This is a genomic window from Piscinibacter lacus (genome assembly GCF_016735685.1).
Lineage (GTDB): Bacteria > Pseudomonadota > Gammaproteobacteria > Burkholderiales > Burkholderiaceae_C > Aquariibacter > Aquariibacter lacus.
Map to the genome: position 1 here is coordinate 216,224 of NZ_JAERRA010000002.1, position 15,871 is coordinate 232,094.

Annotated in this window: 13 protein-coding genes and 3 tRNA genes; 6 read left to right on the forward strand and 10 right to left on the reverse strand. The window is 68.7% G+C overall.

The window, feature by feature from the left end; all coding sequences use genetic code 11:
• Positions 1-25 precede the first annotated feature (25 nt).
• The gene (locus JI742_RS11295) at positions 26-1,552 is read left to right on the forward strand and encodes a cryptochrome/photolyase family protein (protein ID WP_201826939.1); all 1,527 of its coding nucleotides are present in this window, start codon (positions 26-28) and stop codon (positions 1,550-1,552) included.
• Between the two features lie 43 nt (positions 1,553-1,595).
• On the opposite strand, the gene JI742_RS11300 is transcribed toward JI742_RS11295, so the two are convergent.
• Complete coding sequence (locus JI742_RS11300; RefSeq protein WP_201826941.1) at positions 1,596-2,426, reverse strand: hypothetical protein; 831 nt, start codon at positions 2,424-2,426, stop codon at positions 1,596-1,598.
• Between the two features lie 386 nt (positions 2,427-2,812).
• Between JI742_RS11300 and JI742_RS11305 the strand changes: the two genes are divergently transcribed.
• Positions 2,813-3,283 (forward strand): hypothetical protein, encoded by a 471-nt coding sequence (locus JI742_RS11305; RefSeq protein WP_201826943.1) that lies wholly within the window; start codon positions 2,813-2,815, stop codon positions 3,281-3,283.
• Between the two features lie 102 nt (positions 3,284-3,385).
• Positions 3,386-4,234 carry an ABC transporter substrate-binding protein gene (locus JI742_RS11310; RefSeq protein WP_201826945.1) on the forward strand — a complete coding sequence of 283 codons (849 nt, stop codon included), beginning with the start codon at positions 3,386-3,388 and terminating at the stop codon, positions 4,232-4,234.
• A 102-nt stretch (positions 4,235-4,336) separates the two neighbouring features.
• On the opposite strand, the gene JI742_RS11315 is transcribed toward JI742_RS11310, so the two are convergent.
• Entirely contained in the window at positions 4,337-5,239 is a 903-nt protein-coding gene (locus tag JI742_RS11315) for a dienelactone hydrolase family protein (protein WP_350309671.1), read from the reverse strand.
• A 305-nt stretch (positions 5,240-5,544) separates the two neighbouring features.
• On the opposite strand from JI742_RS11315, the gene JI742_RS11320 reads away from it, so the two are divergent.
• From JI742_RS11320 to JI742_RS11330, 3 genes are all read left to right on the forward strand, one after another.
• Entirely contained in the window at positions 5,545-6,507 is a 963-nt protein-coding gene (locus tag JI742_RS11320; protein WP_201826948.1) for a GlxA family transcriptional regulator, read from the forward strand.
• A 386-nt stretch (positions 6,508-6,893) separates the two neighbouring features.
• Positions 6,894-7,400, forward strand: coding sequence for a CIA30 family protein (locus JI742_RS11325; protein ID WP_201827910.1), 507 nt, complete (start codon positions 6,894-6,896; stop codon positions 7,398-7,400).
• A gap of 103 nt (positions 7,401-7,503) precedes the next feature.
• Positions 7,504-8,112: a DUF4236 domain-containing protein gene (locus JI742_RS11330; protein ID WP_201826950.1), complete on the forward strand. Its 609-nt coding sequence runs from the start codon at positions 7,504-7,506 to the stop codon at positions 8,110-8,112.
• Positions 8,113-8,290: 178 nt separating this feature from the next.
• Here JI742_RS11330 and JI742_RS11335 read toward each other — a convergent pair whose 3' ends face one another.
• The 8 genes from JI742_RS11335 to JI742_RS11370 all read right to left on the reverse strand — a co-directional run bounded on the left by JI742_RS11335 (position 8,291) and on the right by JI742_RS11370 (position 15,822).
• On the reverse strand, positions 8,291-8,767 hold the full coding sequence (locus tag JI742_RS11335; RefSeq protein WP_201826952.1) for a hypothetical protein: 477 nt from the start codon (positions 8,765-8,767) through the stop codon (positions 8,291-8,293).
• A 418-nt stretch (positions 8,768-9,185) separates the two neighbouring features.
• Positions 9,186-9,259 (reverse strand) — tRNA-Cys (locus JI742_RS11340).
• Between the two features lie 76 nt (positions 9,260-9,335).
• Positions 9,336-9,411: transfer RNA gene (locus JI742_RS11345), tRNA-Gly, on the reverse strand.
• Between the two features lie 197 nt (positions 9,412-9,608).
• Positions 9,609-12,044: an endopeptidase La gene (gene lon / locus JI742_RS11350; protein WP_201826955.1), complete on the reverse strand. Its 2,436-nt coding sequence runs from the start codon at positions 12,042-12,044 to the stop codon at positions 9,609-9,611.
• 172 nt (positions 12,045-12,216) lie between these two features.
• A complete protein-coding gene (clpX, locus tag JI742_RS11355; protein ID WP_201826957.1) occupies positions 12,217-13,491 on the reverse strand; it encodes an ATP-dependent Clp protease ATP-binding subunit ClpX in 1,275 nt (424 codons plus the stop codon).
• A gap of 133 nt (positions 13,492-13,624) precedes the next feature.
• Complete coding sequence (gene clpP / locus JI742_RS11360) at positions 13,625-14,236, reverse strand: ATP-dependent Clp endopeptidase proteolytic subunit ClpP (RefSeq protein WP_286184232.1); 612 nt, start codon at positions 14,234-14,236, stop codon at positions 13,625-13,627.
• A gap of 149 nt (positions 14,237-14,385) precedes the next feature.
• Positions 14,386-15,702 carry a trigger factor gene (gene tig, locus JI742_RS11365; protein ID WP_201826959.1) on the reverse strand — a complete coding sequence of 439 codons (1,317 nt, stop codon included), beginning with the start codon at positions 15,700-15,702 and terminating at the stop codon, positions 14,386-14,388.
• Between the two features lie 33 nt (positions 15,703-15,735).
• A tRNA-Leu gene (locus JI742_RS11370) sits at positions 15,736-15,822 on the reverse strand.
• Between the last annotated feature and the right edge of the window lie 49 nt (positions 15,823-15,871).

Consider the following 15,871-nt stretch of genomic DNA (forward strand, 5'->3'; position numbering starts at 1 on the left):
CGCCGACCTTGCCCCCCGCCGCCCGATGAGCCTTCAAGACCCCCTGCGCCCCCGCGAAGCCGCCCTGCCCCGCCGCAGCCTGGGCCGCGCCCTCGTCTGGCTGCGCCGCGACCTGCGCTTGCCCGACCATGCCGCCCTGCACCAGGCCCTGCGCGCGGCGCGCGAGGTCTGGCCGGTCTTCCTCTTCGACCGCGACATCCTCGACCCCCTGCCGCGCCGCGACCGCCGCGTCGAGTTCATCTGGCGCAGCCTGCAAGCGCTTGACGGCGAGCTGCGCGCCCTGGGCGAGGCGCATGGGCGGCCCGGCGCGGGCCTGCTCACCCGCCACGGCCGGGCGCTGGAGGAACTGCCGCGCCTGGCCCTGAAGCTGGGCGTAGAGGCGGTGTTCACCAACCTCGATCCCGAGCCCGCCGCCCAGCGCCGCGACGCGGCGGTGGCCGAGGCCCTGCGCACGGTGGGCATCGCCTTCCACGGCTTCAAGGACCAGAGCATCTTCGCGGGCGAGGAGGTGCTGACCGGCGCCGGCAAGCCCTATGGCGTGTTCACGCCCTACAAGAACGCCTGGCTGAAGGCGCTGACGCCCTACCAGCTCAAGGCCTATCCGGTGGAGGCCCATGGCGACGCCCTGGCCGCGCGGCCCGCGGACGAGCCCGGCGTGCCAGCGGCGCTGGCCGAAATCGGCTTCGAGCCCAGCGGCCTGGACGCGCTGGCCCTGCCGACCGGCCGTCCGGGCGCCGAGGCCCTGCTGGCGGACTTCCTCGACGGCCGCATCGACCGCTACGACACGGCGCGCGACTTTCCCGCCATCAAGGGCCCGAGCTACCTGAGCGTGCACCTGCGCTTCGGCACGGTCTCGATCCGCCGCCTGCTGCGCGAGGCGCAGGCCCGCATCGAGGCCGGCGGCCCGGGGGCGGCCGGGGCCGAGGTCTGGCGCAGCGAGCTGATCTGGCGCGACTTCTACATGCAGGTGCTGCAGCACCATCCGCGGGTCGAGCGGGCCGCCTTCCGGCCCGAGTACGACCGCATCGCCTGGGAAGAGGGCCCCGAGGCCGACGCGCATTTCGAGGCCTGGTGCGCCGGCCGCACCGGCTACCCGCTGGTCGACGCCGCCATGCGCCAACTGGCCCAGACCGGCTACATGCACAACCGCCTGCGTATGGTGGTGGCCAGCTTCCTCACCAAGGACCTGGGCCTGGACTGGCGCCGCGGCGAAGCCTGGTTCGCGCTGCATCTGAACGACTTCGACCTGGCCGCCAACAATGGCGGCTGGCAGTGGGCTGCCAGCTCGGGCTGCGATGCCCAGCCCTATTTCCGCATCTTCAACCCGGTCAGCCAGAGCGAGAAGTTCGACCCGGCCGGCAAGTTCATCCGCCGCTACGTGCCGGAGCTGGCCGCGCTGCCGGATGCCGCCCTGCATGCGCCCTGGCTGGCCCGGCCGGTGGATCTGGCCGCCGCCGACCTGGTGCTGGGCCGCGACTATCCGCGGCCCGTGGTCGACCATGCCGAGGCCCGGACCCGCACGCTGGAACGCTATGCGGTGGTGAAGGGCTGAGCCGGCGCCGGGCCGATGTTCCGGCCGAGGGGCCGGCCGGGGCTCAGCGCGCGGCGGCCGCGGAGGCGGGCAGTGCCGGCGGCAGCGGGAACTCGAAGCCGCTGAGCACGACGGCAAAGTCGCGCTCGGCGCGGGTCATGCCGCCCAGCAGCAGGCGCTGCCCGTCTTCCGTCTGGATGACGGCGATGCCCCGCGCCACCAGGCCCGGGGTCTGGCAAGGTACCGGGCCGAAGTTGAAGGTGGCGTTGTAGACATTGCGGCCATTGGCCCGCGGGACCAAGCTGCCGCTGATCGCGCAACCCGAGGGGCTTTCCACCTCGAAGCTGCCATCGACCGCGACGGTGAAGAGCAGGCTCTCGCCGGTGGTCAGCACCGCATCCCAGCGGGTGGCCATGGCCGTGGCGGTCGCGGCCGTGCGGTAGGGGAAGACGCTGTTGGGCACGGGCACGAAGCTCAACGCGTCCTCGCGCAAGGCAGTGATCGACAGCGTGCCGTTGAAGCCGCCGCCCACCCGCAGGCCGGTGAAGGCGCTGACCCGGGTGGGGCCGGCCGGCGCGGGGGCGAAGTAGCGCAGGCCCTGATCGGCCTCGCTGGGCAGGCCGGCCACGGCACTGCCGTCGAGGGTCAGGCCGCCCTGCAGCAGCTCGACGCGCGGCGTCTCGCCCGATTCGTCGATCAGCAGGGCCCAGAGCAGGCCGTCTTCCAGCACGAAGGCCAGGCCCTGCGAGACATTGCTCTCCTGCACGTCGTAGACGCCTTGCAGGCTGGTGGCGGAGGCCGGACCGTCGTCGCCGCCCCCACCGCCGCCGCCGCCGCAGGCGCTCAGGGTCAGCAACAGCCCGGCGGCGGCCAGGTTCCAGGGGAGACGGCGCATCAGGGAAGCGATCATGGTTCGGGCCGCCAGGCGTCACGCACCGGCGCAACCCGGCCTGCGGCAGGCCCGGAGTGTCACCGCCTGCGATGCCGGCGGCGACCTCTTCCTCGGGGGGCTTGTGGCCTGGGCGCGCCGCCGAGCAGGCGCGCCGGGGCGCGGGCTTCGGGCCGCTCGGGCTTGCCGGAAGCCGGCCGGCGGGTCGGGGCGGGGCTGGGTAGAGTCAAGGGATCAGCCGGAGGGCCGAGTCGACGCCGACCAAGACGCCCGACGCGCCCAGCCCCTTCCCTTGTTCGTCCTGTGCCCGCCGCACCATGCCACCCATCTGCCGTCCTGCACCCACCGTCTCGACCTGCCCTTCGGCCCAGCCCCCAGCCGTCCGCCGGGGCATGCGCCACCGCCTGGCCCTGCTCGCCCTGGGGCTGATGGTGGGTGGAGCGATGGCGAATCCGGCAGATCGATCGACCGTGCTGCGCGCCGCCGGGCTGGAAGAGCGCGAGGGCCGCTGGCATCTGCCCGATTGCGCCACGCCGGTGAAGCCCGACATCGAGTGGCATGAGCTCAGCGGCGCAGCGCCGGCCGAGGCCGTGGTCTTCCTGGAAGCCAGCCGCTGCCTGCCCGGGCACCGCGGCGGCTCGCTGCGGCTGCTGGCCGACCGGGGCGAGGGAAGCTGGCAGCCGCTGACGGACTGGCAGGCCGGCGTCGAGCTGGTGCCGCAGGCCGGCCGCAGCGAGGGCTGGCGCGACATCGGCATCGCGACCTCGGGCGGCTGCATGCCGCTATTCCGCTGGCAGGCGGGAAGCTACCGGGTCCAGGGCCAGAAGGCCATCCAGCCCGGAGGCTGTGCGCTGCGGGAGTGAGGCCGGCCGGCAGGTCGCGGCGCTAGGAAGACGAGGACATATCGCCTTTTGCCCGGTGTCTTCGTAGCCTAGGCAGTGTTCTTCCTTCCTCCGCTTTCGCCCATGTCGCCTTCCTTCCTGAGCCCCCTGTTTTCGCGACTGCGCCGCAGCCTGCTGATTGCCGCCGTCACCGGCCTGGGCCTGAGCGCCCCGCTGCAGGCGGAACCCATCAGCTTGGTGATGGCCTCCACCACCTCGACCGAGCAATCGGGCCTCTTCGCCCACCTGCTGCCGGTCTTCACGGCCAAGACGGGCATCACGGTCAAGGTGGTCGCTCTCGGCACCGGCCAGGCGCTGGACATGGCACGGCGCGGCGATGCCGACCTGGTCTTCGTGCACGACCGGGCTGCCGAGGACAAGTTCGTCGAGCAGGGCTGGGGCCTGGGCCGGCGCGACGTGATGTACAACGACTTTGTCCTCGTCGGGCCGAGCACCGACCCGGCCGGGGTCAAGGGCAAGGACGTGGCGGCGGCCCTCGGCAAGCTGGCTGCGGGCAAGGACGCCTTCATCTCGCGCGGCGACAAGAGCGGTACCCACGCCGCCGAGCTGCGCTACTGGAAGCTCGCTGGCATCGATGTGGCCGCCAGCAAGCCGGCCGGCTACCGCGAATGCGGCTGCGGCATGGGCCCGGCGCTGAACATCGCCTCGTCGAGTGCTGCCTACGCGCTGACCGACCGCGGCACCTGGCTGAACTTCAAGAACCGCGGCGACCTGACTGTGCTCGTCGAGGGCGACCAGCGCCTGTTCAACCCCTACGGCGTGATCGTCGTGAACCCGGCCAAGCACCCTCACGTCAAGCAGGCGGCCGCGCAAGCCTTCGCCGACTGGGTGGTCTCGGCCGAGGGCCAGGCAACGATCGCCTCCTACAAGATCGGCGGCGAGCCGCTGTTCTTCCCGAACGCGGGCCGCTGAGCCAAGGGCATCCACTGGATGAGCCATGAAGAACGCCGGGCAAAGCCCGGCGTTCTTCGTTTGGGGCGAGGACGGGCCGGGCGCGTCCTGGCGGGCCGCGTCTCAGACGCGGTGCTTCTTGAACCAGTCGTTGGCTAGTTTCTGCGCATAGGTGGCCGCAGCCTTGTCGTAGCTGGGCCGGTAGTCGGCGTTGAAGCCGTGGTCGACATTCGGAAAGACCACGATCTCCGAGCCGCTGCCACCCTGGTTGATGAGGCCACGCATCTTGGCGATGGTTTCCTGCTTCACAAAGGCGTCGATGCCCGAGTACAGGCCCAGCACCGGCACCTTGATTTCGCCGGCGAAGTCGATCGGGTCCTGCGGTCGAAGCTCCGGCGCCTTCAGGCCTTCGAGCAGGCCGTAGTACGCCACCGCGGCATTCAGCTTGCGGTTGTGGCGGGCATAGACCCAGGCCGTGCGCCCCCCCCAGCAATAGCCGACCAAGCCGGTGCGCCTGGCATCGACGCGACCACTGGCGCGGGCAAATGCGAGGGTCGCATCCAAGTCCGCGCAGACCTGCGCGTCAGGCACCTTGGAGACCACCTGCGACAGGATGGTCGGGATGTCCGTCATCGTCGACACATCGCCGTGGCGTGCGAACAGCTCGGGCGCGATCGCGTAGTAGCCCTGCTTCGCATAGCGGCGGCACATGTCCTTGATGTGCTCATGCACGCCGAAGATTTCCTGCACCACCAGCATCACCGGGAAGGTGCCTGATCCAGCCGGCATGGCACGGTAGGCCGGAATCTTGCCGTCCGTCACGGTGATGCTGACTTCGCCGGCCACAAGGCCCTTGCTGTCGGTGGTGATGGCCTGAGCCAGCACCGGGTTGGACGCGACCGCAAAGCCCGAGGCGAGCGACGTCACCACGAAGCCGCGCCGCGAGCAGCCTGCATCGGGCTTGTCCGCAACTTCGGCAGGGTGGTTGAAGTCGACCGGCTTGAGGCCGTATTCCATCAGTTTCATGAAGGTTCCTGGGGGGGTTGAGAGAGCGAGGGGGGTGAACTGCCCGGCCCCGAGGCGCCGACGGCAGGCCAGGGTCGCGAAGCCAATCCATCCGTTCGGCTGGGGCGGGCCGGGCTGCGCGGGTCGAGCCTGGGTCAGCGTCCGCCTTCTGGACGAGTCGGTCCTCGGCCCGGACGAGCGAGTGCCGCCGGTTCGTGGGCGAATGCCTTGGCGGCACGCATGACTGCTTTGGCAAGGACGCAGATTAAGCCAGCACGGCGCTCTGCGCGAGTGGCAGGAAAGACAACATTGATATCATTCTCGCCATGAGAATCCATCTTCTGGTTCTCGATGGCGTGTTCGATCTCGGCCTCGCAGCCCTCAGCGACACCCTGGGCACCGCCCAGCAGCTGGCGGGGTCGCTGGGTCAGGCACCCGCACCCCTCGAGGTCACTCGGGTCGGCGTACGGCGCCGCGTACACACGGCGCAAGGTCTGAACGTGCCGGTCGTGGCGGTGCAGGACGCAGGCATGCCCGACGCTGTGCTCATCCCGGCGCTCGGCGCCAACATGCCGGACACGCTCGCGGCGCGCTTGGCGGGTGCGGACGTGGCCGACGCGATCAGCACGCTGCGGCATTGGTCCAGCGCCGGCGCAGCAGTGGGTGCGGCCTGCACGGGCACCTTCCTTCTGGCGCAAAGCGCGCTGCTCGACGGTCAGCGCGCCACAACCTCATGGTGGCTGGCGCCGATGTTTCGCCAGCGCTACCCACGCGTGGCACTCGACGAATCCCGCATGCTCGTGACCTCGGCGGGCTTCACCACAGCCGGTGCCGCGCTGGCCCACCTCGATTTGGCCCTGGGCATAGTGCGCAGCGGCAGCCCGACATTGGCGGCCCTGGTCGCGCGCTACCTGCTCGTCGAGGCGCGGGGCTCGCAAGCCGAGTTCGTGATTCCCGACCACCTCGCCCACGCCGACCCCTTGGTCGAGCGCTTCGAGGTCTGGGCGCGGCAGCAGCTCGTGCACGGTTTCTCACTGGCCCAGGCCGCTGCCGCCGTGGGTGCCAGCGAACGTACCCTGGCGCGGCGCCTGCGGGGCGTGCTGGGCAAGTCGCCGCTATCCTACTTCCAGGACCTGCGCGTCGAGCGCGCCGTGCATCTTTTGCGCACCAGCCGAGACAGCGTTGACCAGATCGCCACGCAGATCGGGTACTCGGACGGCATGACCCTGCGCGCCCTGTTGCGACGCAAGCTGGGTCGCGGGGTGAGGGCATTGCGCGGCGGCACCTGATCGCCCGTTGCCGGGGGGCCCCGCGCTCCCTCCGGCCGAGCCCAAGGGGGCTTCGTCGGTTCTGTCGCTGGATGCGCCGGGCCCCCTGAACGACAGGAGCGAAGCGGGACGGGTGTGTGACCCGCAGGACCTTGCCGCGCAGTCCATACCCCGATCAAGCCGCATGCCATGGCCGGACCGGACCGATGTCGCCCAGCGCGAGCCCTGGCCCGATCGGTAGCTCCAGCAGTTCATGGCCGTGAACGCAAGCTGCGGAGGATGGGCCACGCGGACAACAAGGCCAGCGAGCTCGCCGAACAACGGCACCTGCACCATCTGGGCGGTCACCTGCAAACGACCGCAGGCGAAACTGCGCCCTCCGCCGTGTTCGGTCATTCGTTGTGAACGTGCCCCCGTCCAGCCCGCTGCTGCTCTTCGACTTCCGCGCCCCTGCAGCCGTCGGCGAGTGGCAGGCGATTGACGATCGTGTGATGGGCGGTCTCTCGCTCAGCCGCATGCGGCACGACCCTGCCGGCCATGCCGTCTTCGAGGGCAGCGTGTCGCTCGCCCAGGGCGGTGGCTTCGCCTCGGTGCGCAGCCAGCCCGCGGCGCGGGGCCTGGCTGGCGCGCAGCACGGCTTCATCGAACTGCGTGGCGAGGGCAAGCGCTACAAGCTCAGCCTGTTGGCAGGAGACGCCCTCGACGGCATCCCGCATCAGATGAGCTTCACACCCGGCCCGACCTGGCAGACGCTGTACCTGCCGCTGCGTGACTTCCGCGCGAGCTTCCGCGGCCGCGAGCTGCCCGGGGCGACAGCGATCGACCCAGCCCGGATCCGCCAGCTCGGCCTGCTGATCGGCGAGCGGCAGGCGGGCCCTTTCGCGCTGGAGATTCGGCGTATCGGTCTGGCCTGATCCGCCTGGGACGGCCCGGGGTGCCAGCCGTCGCCAGGCTCACCCCGTGGGCCACCCAGCCGGCAAACTGCTCCCTCCTCGACCGCGTCACCGCCACACGACCATGGGCTTTCGCTTCTACAAGTCCTTCCCCATCGGCAAGCTGCTGCGGGTCAATGTGAGCAAGTCCGGGCTGAGCCTGGGCATCGGACCGCCAGGGTTGAACCTCAACATCGGCAGGCGCGGACTGCGTCGCACCGTGGGCATACCGGGCTCGGGTCTGTCCTGGCAGGACAGCCGATCGTGGAAGTCGCTGGGGGCCAAGCCGAACACTGATCCGCAGCCGGGGCGGCAAGCTGCCGCTGTAGGCAGCGGTGGGGTGCTGTTGGGCGTGTTGCTGTTCCTGGTGCTGGGGGCTTGGCTGCTCTTGCGGTCACCCACGCCACCAGCCCCTGAACCCGCCATCCCCTGGACGGCGCGGATCGATGCCCATCCACCCAAACCCCCCGAAGTACGCGCCCTCGCCCGCGCCGAGCTGCATGAGCTTCAGCGGCTGCTGAACCAGCTTGGGCACTCAGCCGGGCCACCCGATGGGTTGGAGGGGCCGAGGACGCGGGCGGCGGTGCGCAGCTTTCTGCGCCAGCATGGTCTGGAGCGGGACGAGGAATTGGACACGGACCTTTTGCGACGTGTGAGGTCGGTGGCTGACACCCATGAACAGGCCCGCCGCTAGCTCATCGGCGAACGATCCGCGCACGCGAGGCGGATGCCGGGTGTCCGGAGTGGCCCCCCATTCGGGCCGTTCGCTGACGAAAAAAAGCCCAGCACAACGGCTGGGCGAAGTTCCCGAGAGGGACACAGGGGACGAGGGGACCGGGCCGGGGTGGAGCGACTCCCCCGGCCCGGAGCATTCAGCGGGTCTGCGTGGCCGAGGGCCCCTGGCCTTGCGCACCCTCACCGGCGAACTGCGCCGGGGCTTGGCGGGCTTCGCTGGGCACGCCGACGTAGATCAGCATGTCGCCCTTGCTCAGGAAGCCGTCGGCATGCAGGTAGCCGCCACCCGGCTGCGGGCCGAGCTTGAGGCCCTTGCTGTTGGAAGCCGAAGCCTTGCTGCGCTCACTCACCGCGATGCGGTCCGCCTGGGCCGACGCGGGCTGCGGGGCCGGGGTGGCGGCGGCTTGGGCCGGGGCTTCGGCGGCGCGGGGCGTACCGACGTAGATGAGCATGTCGCCCTTGCTCAGGAAGCCATCGGCGTGCAGGTAGCCACCGCCGGGCTGGGGGCCGGGCTTGCCGGAGACGGCCGGCGGTGCGGCGACCGCGGCCTGGCCCGCCAGGGCCACGATGCAGGCGGCGGAGAGGGCGAAGCGGCGGATCGACGGGGTGGACATGACATTCTTTCGGTGGGTCCGCAGCGACGTGCTGCGGTGAAGAGACTGTCGAGCCCGGGGGTGAAGGCCAGGGACGCCGGGGCGTGAACTGGGGGTGAACAAGGGGTGAAGCTTGGGGGCGGGCGGGTCGGGCCGGGGGGGCTGCTTGATGCATCACCCGTCCGGGGAGGGGCTGGCAGGGTGAGCTTGCATCGGTTCGGGTGGCTGCTGCCGGACACGCCGACCGCAAGCCTCCGACGTGCTGCGGCTGAGCGACGCGCGACGAGATCGCCCGGAGCCTGGAGCCCTTGACCTTGCTGCGAGGGCTGTCGGCGTGCACTCCCGTGCGCGTAGACCTCGGCAACATGCCGACTTGCCAACAGCGCGGCCAGAAACGACGAAGGACTCAGTCGCTTTCGCTGCTGAGTCCCTGCTGTCTTGGAGGCGCGGGGCGGAGTCGAACCGCCCTGGACGGATTTGCAATCCGCTGCATAACCGCTTTGCTACCGCGCCGTGGATCGTTCGGGAACCGAAGGCCCCGAGAAAAAAGGGAAGCCGATGTTGTCATGGGCTTCCCTTTTTCGGAATTTGGAGCGGGAAACGAGACTCGAACTCGCGACCTCAACCTTGGCAAGGTTGCGCTCTACCAACTGAGCTATTCCCGCTTGGACGAAGACTTCAAATCGCTTCGGCTGCTTTTGGCTGCCACGCTGTTTGTCATCTGTCGCTCGCATCGATTGCGTCGTTGCGAGCCTCGCAGTGTAGGCGAGTCAGACCGCTTTGCGCAAGTACCGTGATCCAACGGCAGTTGTCGCGGCCAGGCGACACGAGAGGGCGGGCCCAAGGGCCGCCCCCGGGCGGATCAATGCTTGGTGACGTCGGTCGAGCTTGCGGCGGCCGGGGCAGCCTCCACCGCGGCAGGCTGAACGGGGGCGGCCGGCTTGACCTCCTCCTCGGGCAGTACTTCGGGCAGGCGCTCAAGCGCGACTTCCAGCACGCGGTCGATCCAGCGCACCGGCACGATCTCAAGGTGGCCCTTCACGTTCTCGGGGATATCGGCCAGGTCCTTGACGTTCTCTTCCGGGATCATGACGGTCCGGATGCCGCCGCGGTGGGCCGCGAGCAGCTTCTCCTTGAGGCCGCCGATGGCCGTGATCTCGCCGCGCAGCGTGATCTCGCCCGTCATCGCCACATCGGCCCGCACCGGAATGCCTGTCAGTGCCGAGACAAAGGCCGTGGCCATCGCGGCGCCGGCGCTGGGACCGTCCTTGGGCGTCGCGCCATCGGGCACGTGGATGTGGATGTCGCGCTTCTCGAAAAGCTCGTCCTTGATGCCGAGGCGACGGGCCCGCGAACGGATGACCGTGCGCGCCGCTTCGACCGATTCCTTCATCACATCGCCGAGCGAACCGGTGCGCAGGATGTTGCCCTTGCCCGGCATGACGGCGGCCTCGATGGTCAGCAGGTCGCCGCCCACCTCGGTCCAGGCCAGGCCGACGACCTGACCGACCTGGTTCTGCTTCTCGGCCCGGCCGAAGTCGTACTTGCGCACGCCCAGGTAGTCCGACAAGGCCGCCTCGTCGACCCGCACCTGGGGCGCGACCGACTTCAGCGAAAGAGCCTTGACGACCTTGCGGCAGATCTTGCCGATCTCGCGTTCGAGCGAGCGCACGCCGGCTTCCCGGGTGTAGTAGCGCACCACGTCGCGCAGCGCACCTTCAGTGACGAGCAGTTCCTCGTCCTTCAGTCCGTTGTTCTTGAACTGCTTGGGCAGCAGGTACTTCTGCGCGATGTTGAGCTTCTCGTCCTCGGTGTAGCCCGACAGGCGGATGACCTCCATGCGGTCCAGCAGGGCCGGCGGAATGTTCAGGCTGTTCGAGGTGGCGACGAACATCACGTCGGAGAGGTCGAAATCGACCTCGACGTAGTGGTCGCCGAAGGTGTGGTTCTGCTCGGGGTCCAGCACCTCCAGCAGCGCGGACGAGGGGTCGCCGCGGAAGTCCATGCCGAGCTTGTCGATCTCGTCGAGCAGGAAGAGCGGATTGCGCACGCCAACCTTGCCGAGGTTCTGCAGCACCTTGCCCGGCATGGAGCCGATGTAGGTGCGGCGGTGACCACGGATCTCGGCCTCGTCGCGCACGCCGCCCAGGGCCATGCGGATGAACTTGCGGCCGGTGGCGCGGGCCACGCTCTGGCCCAGCGAGGTCTTGCCGACGCCCGGGGGGCCGACCAGGCAGAGGATGGGCGCCTTGACCTTGTCGACACGGGTCTGCACCGCAAGGTATTCGAGGATGCGGTCCTTGACCTTGTCCAGGCCGTAGTGGTCCTGGTTCAGCACGTCCTCGGCCAGGGCCAGATCGTGCTTGATCTTGGTCTTCTTGGCCCAGGGCAGGTTGACCAGGGTGTCGATGTAGTTGCGCACGACCGTGGCCTCGGCCGACATCGGTGACATCAGCTTGAGCTTCTTCAGCTCGGTCTCGGCCTTCTTTCGCGCGTCCTTGGGCATGCGCGCGGCGATGATCTTCTTCTCGAGCTCCTCGAGATCCGCGCCTTCCTCGCCCTCGCCCAGTTCCTTCTGGATGGCCTTGACCTGCTCGTTGAGGTAGTACTCGCGCTGGCTCTTCTCCATCTGCCGCTTCACGCGGCCGCGAATGCGCTTCTCGACCTGCAGGATGTCGACCTCATGCTCCAGCAGTTCGAGCAGCTTCTCCAGGCGCGCGGAGACGCTCAGCAGATCGAGCACGGCCTGCTTGTTCTCCAGCTTCAGCGGCAGGTGGGCGGCGATGGTGTCGGCCAGGCGGCCGGCGTCATCGATGCCTGCGATCGAGCTGAGGATCTCGGGCGGGATCTTCTTGTTGAGCTTGACGTACTGGTCGAACTGCTGCGTGACGGCGCGGCGCAGGGCCTCGACCTCGGGCGAGGTCGCGACATCCGGCGGCACCGGCGCGACCTGGGCGATGAAATGCTCGCCGTTGTCCTCGATCTTCAGCGTGTTCGCGCGCTGCGCGCCCTCGACGAGCACCTTCACCGTGCCGTCGGGCAGCTTGAGCATCTGCAGGATGCTGGAGACGCAGCCGACATCGAACATGTCGTCGGCCTTGGGCTCGTCCTTGCCGGCGGCCTTCTGGGCCACCAGCATGATCTGCCGGCCGGCCTCCATCGCGGCCTCGAGGGCCTTGATCGACTTCGGCCGTCCGACGAAGAGCGGAATGACCATGTGGGGGAAGACCACCACATCGCGCAGCGGCAGCAAGGGCAGCGTGATCGCGTCGGGCGGGAGGATGGGTTGACCGGACATGGAAGGCCTTTCGTGCTCAGGCTGCTCAGTTGCGGCCGGAGCGGGAAATCACAAGGCCCGCACGGGGGCGGGAGACCTGTTTCGCCTGCGACATGCGGGCAGGCGGGTCGACATTTCGGGGTGGCTCATGCGCTGAGATGCGGGCAGGCTCATCGTTCCCTGCCCCGCGGTCTCAGGCGCTGGCCTTGACCTGTTCGTGATAGACCAGCAGCGGCTTGGCCTGATCTTCGACCGTCGGTTCGTCGATGACGACCTTGCTGACGCCCTCAAGCGCCGGCAGTTCGTACATCGTGTCCATCAGCACCTGCTCGACGATGGATCGCAGGCCGCGGGCGCCGGTCTTGCGGGCCAGGGCCTTGCGCGCGATCGCGCTGAGCGCGCTGGGGCGGATCTCCAGCTCGACGCCGTCCATCGCGAACAGGCGCTGGTACTGCTTGAGCAGGGCGTTCTTCGGCTCGGTCAGGATCTGGATCAGGGCATCCTCGGTCAGCTCGCCCAGGGTGGCGACCACCGGCAGGCGGCCGACCAGCTCGGGGATCAGGCCGAACTTGATCAGGTCCTCGGGCTCGACCTCGCGGAAGACCTCGGTGAGCTTGCGCTCGGACTTGCTCTTGACCGTCGCGCCGAAGCCGATGCCGGACTTCTCCGAGCGATTGGCGATGACCTTCTCCAGCCCGTCGAAGGCGCCACCGCAGATGAACAGGATGTTGGTCGTGTCGATCTGCAGGAAGTCCTGGTTCGGATGCTTGCGGCCGCCCTGCGGCGGCACGCTGGCCATCGTGCCTTCGACCAGCTTTAGCAGGGCCTGCTGCACGCCTTCGCCCGAAACGTCGCGGGTGATCGAGGGGTTGTCGGCCTTGCGCGAGATCTTGTCGATCTCGTCGATGTAGACGATGCCGCGCTGCGCCCGCTCGACGTCGTAATTGCAGTTCTGCAGCAGCTTCTGGATGATGTTCTCGACGTCCTCGCCGACATAGCCGGCCTCGGTCAGCGTCGTTGCATCGGCGATCACGAAGGGCACATTGATCAGCCGGGCCAGCGTCTGCGCCAGCAGCGTCTTGCCCGAGCCGGTCGGGCCGATCAGCAGGATGTTGCTCTTGGCGAGCTCGACCTCCTCCTTCTTGCCCGCGCCCTGCATGTGCTTGAGGCGCTTGTAGTGGTTGTAGACCGCGACGGCCAGCGTGCGCTTGGCCGGGTCCTGGCCGATCACGTACTGGTCGAGGCTGGCCTTGATCTCGCTGGGCACGGGCAGGTCGCTCTTCGCGGACTTCTCTTCCGTGGCGTCGGCCGGGGCCTCGTCGCGGATGATGTCGTTACAGAGGTCGATGCACTCGTCGCAGATGAAGACCGAGGGACCGGCAATCAGCTTCTTCACCTCATGCTGGCTTTTGCCGCAAAAGGAGCAGTAGAGAACCTTCTCGCCGGTGGAGCCTTTCTTGTCGGCCATGGAGTGCTGCGCTTTCCGCTTGACGATCTTGTCGGGACGATGATAAGCCAAAGAAAAAAGGGCCCTTCCTCGCGGAAAAGACCCTTCCTCAGGCCGCTTCCGGGCTTCGCGGCCGGCGCGAAATCCGGCGTGCTCAGCCGCCGCGCTGGGCGATGACCTGGTCGATCAGGCCGTAGTCCTTGGCCTCGGCGGCGGACATGAAGTAGTCGCGCTCGGTGTCGGCGACGATCTTGTCGTAGGTCTGGCCCGTGCGCTCGGCGAGGATCTCGTTGAGCTTCTCCTTGAGGCGCAGGATCTCGCGCGCCTGGATCTGGATGTCGGTGGCCTGGCCCTGCGCGCCGCCGAGCGGCTGGTGGATCATCACGCGCGAGTTCGGCAGCGCGAAGCGCTTGCCCTTGGCGCCGGCGGACAGCAGGAAGGCGCCCATGCTGGCGGCCATGCCCATGCACAGCGTCGAGACATCGGGCTTGATGAAGTTCATCGTGTCGAAGATCGACAGGCCCGCGCTGACGCTGCCGCCCGGCGAGTTGATGTAGAGCGAGATGTCCTTGTCGGGGTTCTCGCTCTCCAAGAAGAGCAGTTGCGCGACGACGAGGTTGGCCGTCTGGTCGTTGACCGGACCGACCAAGAAGACCACCCGTTCGCGCAGCAGGCGCGAGTAGATGTCGTAGGCCCGCTCGCCGCGGCCCGATTGCTCGATGACGATGGGCACCATGCCCAGGTTCTGCGTGTCCAGCGCGCTCATGGCACTCCTGCGGAAAAGATGTTGGGGCATTATGGGCCGGCCCCGGAAGCCCGCCGGCCCCTGGGCCTGGGCCGCAACGACAAGGGGCGCGGCCTTGCGGCACGCGCCCCTGCTTGGGGATGCGGGCCCGAGGGCCCAGCACCGCGGCCTCAGGCCGGTTGCTGCATCAGGGCTTCGAAGGGCACGGCCTCATCGCTGACCTTGGCCTGCGCATGCAGATGGCTCAGGACATTGTTCTCGATGACCAAGGCCTCGACCTCGGCCATGCGGCCGCGGTCGCTCATGTACCAGCGGATCACTTCCTCGGGCCGCTCGTAGCTCTGGGCGATCTCTTCGATGTGGCTGCGAATTTGGTCCGGCGTGGCCTGCAGGTTGTTGCGCTTGACCAGCTCGGCCACCATCAGGCCCAGGCGCACGCGACGCTCGGCCTGCGGCTGGAAGACCTCGGCCGGGATGCCGGCCTTGGCCGCATCCTTCACGCCGCGTTCCTTCAGGTCCGCCAGCGCGGCCTGGGTCATGCGCTCGATCTCATTGGCCACCAGGGCCTGCGGCAGGTCGAAGCTCGACGCGCTCAGCAGGGCCTCGAAGGCCGCCGACTTGTTGCGGCTGGCCAGGCGGGCCTTGATCTCGCGCTCCAGGTTCTTGCGGATGTCGCCGCGCAGCGAATCGATGCTGCCATCGGCCACGCCGAGCGACTTCACGAAGTCCTCGGTGATCTCCGGCAGTTGCTGGGCCTCGATCTTCTTGACGGTCACGAGGAAGTCGGCTTCCTTGCCGGCCACGTCCTTGCCGTGGTAGTCCTCGGGGAAGGTCAGCGGGAAGGTCTTGCTCTCGCCGACCTTCATGCCGCGCACGGCATCCTCGAAGCTCGGCAGCATGCGGCCTTCGCCCAGCAGGAACTGGAAGCCTTCGGCACTGCCGCCCGGGAAGCCCACGCCGTCGACCTTGCCCTCGAAGTCGATGGTCACGCGGTCGTCGTCGACGGCCACCTCGCCCTCGGCGCGCTCGTCAAAGCTGCGGCGCTGCTTGCGCAGGATCTCGACGGTGCGATCGATCGCGGCCTCGTCGATCTCGCTGCTGGCGCGGCTCACTTGCACCGTGCTCAGGTCCTCGATCTGGACTTCCGGATAGACCTCGAAGACCGCGTCGAAAACGATCTGGCCTTCCGGCGCCTCGCCTTCCTTCTCGCTGATGCGCGGCGCACCGGCCACGCGGAGCTGGGCTTCGCTGGCCGCCCGGGCGAAGGCCTCGCCGACCTTGTCGTTGACGACTTCGTACTGCACGGACATGCCGTAGCGCTGCGCAACCACCGACATCGGCACCTTGCCGGGGCGGAAGCCGTCGGCCTTGACGGTGCGGGCCATGCGCTTGAGACGCTGCTCCACCTCGGTGCTGATGTCCTGCGCCGACAGCGACAGCGTGATGCGCCGTTCCAGCTTGTCGAGGGTCTCCACGGTGACGGCCATGTTCTCTTGCTCTGTAGTGTTGATTTGCGGTGGTGGTGCGCGGGGCGGGACTCGAACCCGCACACCCTTGCAGGCGTCAGGACCTAAACCTGGTGCGTCTACCAATTTCGCCACCCGCGCGCGGGGCCAGGGGTGGCCCAGCGGTCACCGCCTTGTGTCGCCGGTCGGA

Bases quoted from the DNA above. Each gene is read 5' to 3' on its own strand.
- JI742_RS11295 (WP_201826939.1), top strand. From the start codon at position 26: ATGAGCCTTCAAGACCCCCTGCGCCCCCGCGAAGCCGCCCTGCCCCGC.
- JI742_RS11300 (WP_201826941.1), bottom strand. From the start codon at position 2,426: ATGCGCCGTCTCCCCTGGAACCTGGCCGCCGCCGGGCTGTTGCTGACC.
- JI742_RS11305 (WP_201826943.1), top strand. From the start codon at position 2,813: ATGCGCCACCGCCTGGCCCTGCTCGCCCTGGGGCTGATGGTGGGTGGA.
- JI742_RS11310 (WP_201826945.1), top strand. From the start codon at position 3,386: ATGTCGCCTTCCTTCCTGAGCCCCCTGTTTTCGCGACTGCGCCGCAGC.
- JI742_RS11315 (WP_350309671.1), bottom strand. From the start codon at position 5,239: ATGAAACTGATGGAATACGGCCTCAAGCCGGTCGACTTCAACCACCCT.
- JI742_RS11320 (WP_201826948.1), top strand. From the start codon at position 5,545: ATGAGAATCCATCTTCTGGTTCTCGATGGCGTGTTCGATCTCGGCCTC.
- JI742_RS11330 (WP_201826950.1), top strand. From the start codon at position 7,504: ATGGGCTTTCGCTTCTACAAGTCCTTCCCCATCGGCAAGCTGCTGCGG.
- JI742_RS11335 (WP_201826952.1), bottom strand. From the start codon at position 8,767: ATGTCCACCCCGTCGATCCGCCGCTTCGCCCTCTCCGCCGCCTGCATC.
- lon (WP_201826955.1), bottom strand. From the start codon at position 12,044: ATGTCCGGTCAACCCATCCTCCCGCCCGACGCGATCACGCTGCCCTTG.
- clpX (WP_201826957.1), bottom strand. From the start codon at position 13,491: ATGGCCGACAAGAAAGGCTCCACCGGCGAGAAGGTTCTCTACTGCTCC.
- clpP (WP_286184232.1), bottom strand. From the start codon at position 14,236: ATGAGCGCGCTGGACACGCAGAACCTGGGCATGGTGCCCATCGTCATC.
- tig (WP_201826959.1), bottom strand. From the start codon at position 15,702: ATGGCCGTCACCGTGGAGACCCTCGACAAGCTGGAACGGCGCATCACG.